1 protein-coding gene is annotated in these 1,500 nt (G+C 69.9%); it reads right to left on the bottom strand.

All coding sequences use genetic code 11. The features are described from left to right. Nucleotides 1-127: 127 nt before the first annotated feature. Nucleotides 128-991 carry a bifunctional methylenetetrahydrofolate dehydrogenase/methenyltetrahydrofolate cyclohydrolase gene (locus GA0115259_RS32335; RefSeq protein WP_093603560.1) on the bottom strand — a complete coding sequence of 288 codons (864 nt, stop codon included), beginning with the start codon at nt 989-991 and terminating at the stop codon, nt 128-130. Between the last annotated feature and the right edge of the window lie 509 nt (nt 992-1,500).

Raw genomic sequence — 1,500 nt, 5'->3', positions numbered from 1 at the left:
GCCGCAGCCGCCGCGCGCTCCGGCGCCTCGCCGGCGTCGCGCCCCGGTCGGGCCGCGTCGCCCGTGCTCGTACCAGCGCCCCTCGTACCAGCACCCATGGATGCCCCTTTCCGCGTCACCGTACGGTTCAGCCCGCGTCGGCGACGGCGCGTTCCGCCGCCTCGACCACGTTGACCAGCAACTGCGCGCGGGTCATCGGGCCCACACCGCCCGGGTTGGGCGAGATCCAGCCCGCCACCTCCGCGACGCCCGGATGGACATCTCCGACGATCTTCCCGTTCTCGTCACGGCTCACGCCCACATCGAGAACCGCCGCGCCCGGCTTCACGTCCTCCGGCTTGACGATGTGCGGCACGCCCGCCGCCGCCACGATGATGTCCGCCTGCCTGAGCTGCGCCGACAGATCGCGGGTGCCCGTGTGGCACTGCGTCACGGTCGCGTTCTCGGACTTACGGGTCAGCAGCAGCGGGATCGACCGGCCGACCGTGATACCGCGGCCCACGACCACCACATGCGCGCCCGCGATCGCCACACCGTGGTGGCGCAGAAGCTGGATGATGCCGTACGGAGTGCACGGCAGCGGCCCGGTCTCGTTGAGCACCAGCCGCCCGAGGCTCATCGGATGCAGCCCGTCCGCGTCCTTGGCCGGATCCATCAGCTCCAGCACCCGGTTGGTGTCGATGCCCTTGGGCAGCGGCAGTTGCACGATGTATCCCGTGCACTCGGGGTTGGCGTTCAGCTCCGCGACCACCGCCTCGATGTCCTCCTGGGAGGCCGTGTCGGGCAGTTCGCGCTGGATCGAGGCGATCCCGACCTGCGCGCAGTCGCGGTGCTTGCCGTTCACATACCAGCGGCTGCCGGGATCGTCCCCGACCAGCAGGGTTCCCAGGCCGGGCGTGACACCTCTCGCCTTCAGGGCCGCCACGCGGGCGGTCAGGTCGGACTTGATCGCGGCTGCGGTGGCCTTGCCATCGAGAATCTGGGCGGTCATGCCCCCATCCTCGCGGATGGCTCTCTCCGGTTCCAATTCGCGTTCCGATTCGCGACCCGACCACGGCCCGATTCGCGGCCCGCCAGTGGCCTCCGTCACATGTCCGCCGGACACGCCCAGACGCGCAGCCGCACCCGATCGCGCCCGGTCAAGCGGACAGGAGATTGCACTTGCACAACGCCCGCGTAATGGCGCTGGACAAAATACGACGTTGATAACACGATTACCGCGCAATGCGCGGCCGGCATCGGGGGGGCAGTCCGCTCAGTTCAGAGAAGTTCCTCCTGCCCGGGTCGTAACGTCCCCAGCTTCACCAACGGAGGAATCCCGCCATGAGCTTCGGCGATCCCAACAACCCGTACGGCCAGCAGGGCCAGCCGGGCCAGCAGCCCGGCTACGGTCAGCAGCAGGGCCAGCCCGGTTACGGCTACCCGCAAGGTCAGCAGCCCGGCTACGGCTATCCGCAGGCGCCGCCGGTCCAGCCGTACGGCGGCTACCCGGGGGCTCCC

Source organism: Streptomyces sp. MnatMP-M17 (assembly GCF_900091995.1).
GTDB lineage: Bacteria > Actinomycetota > Actinomycetes > Streptomycetales > Streptomycetaceae > Streptomyces.
Note: the sequence above shows the minus strand (reverse complement) of the source record. Positions and strands in the feature narration are given on the sequence as shown.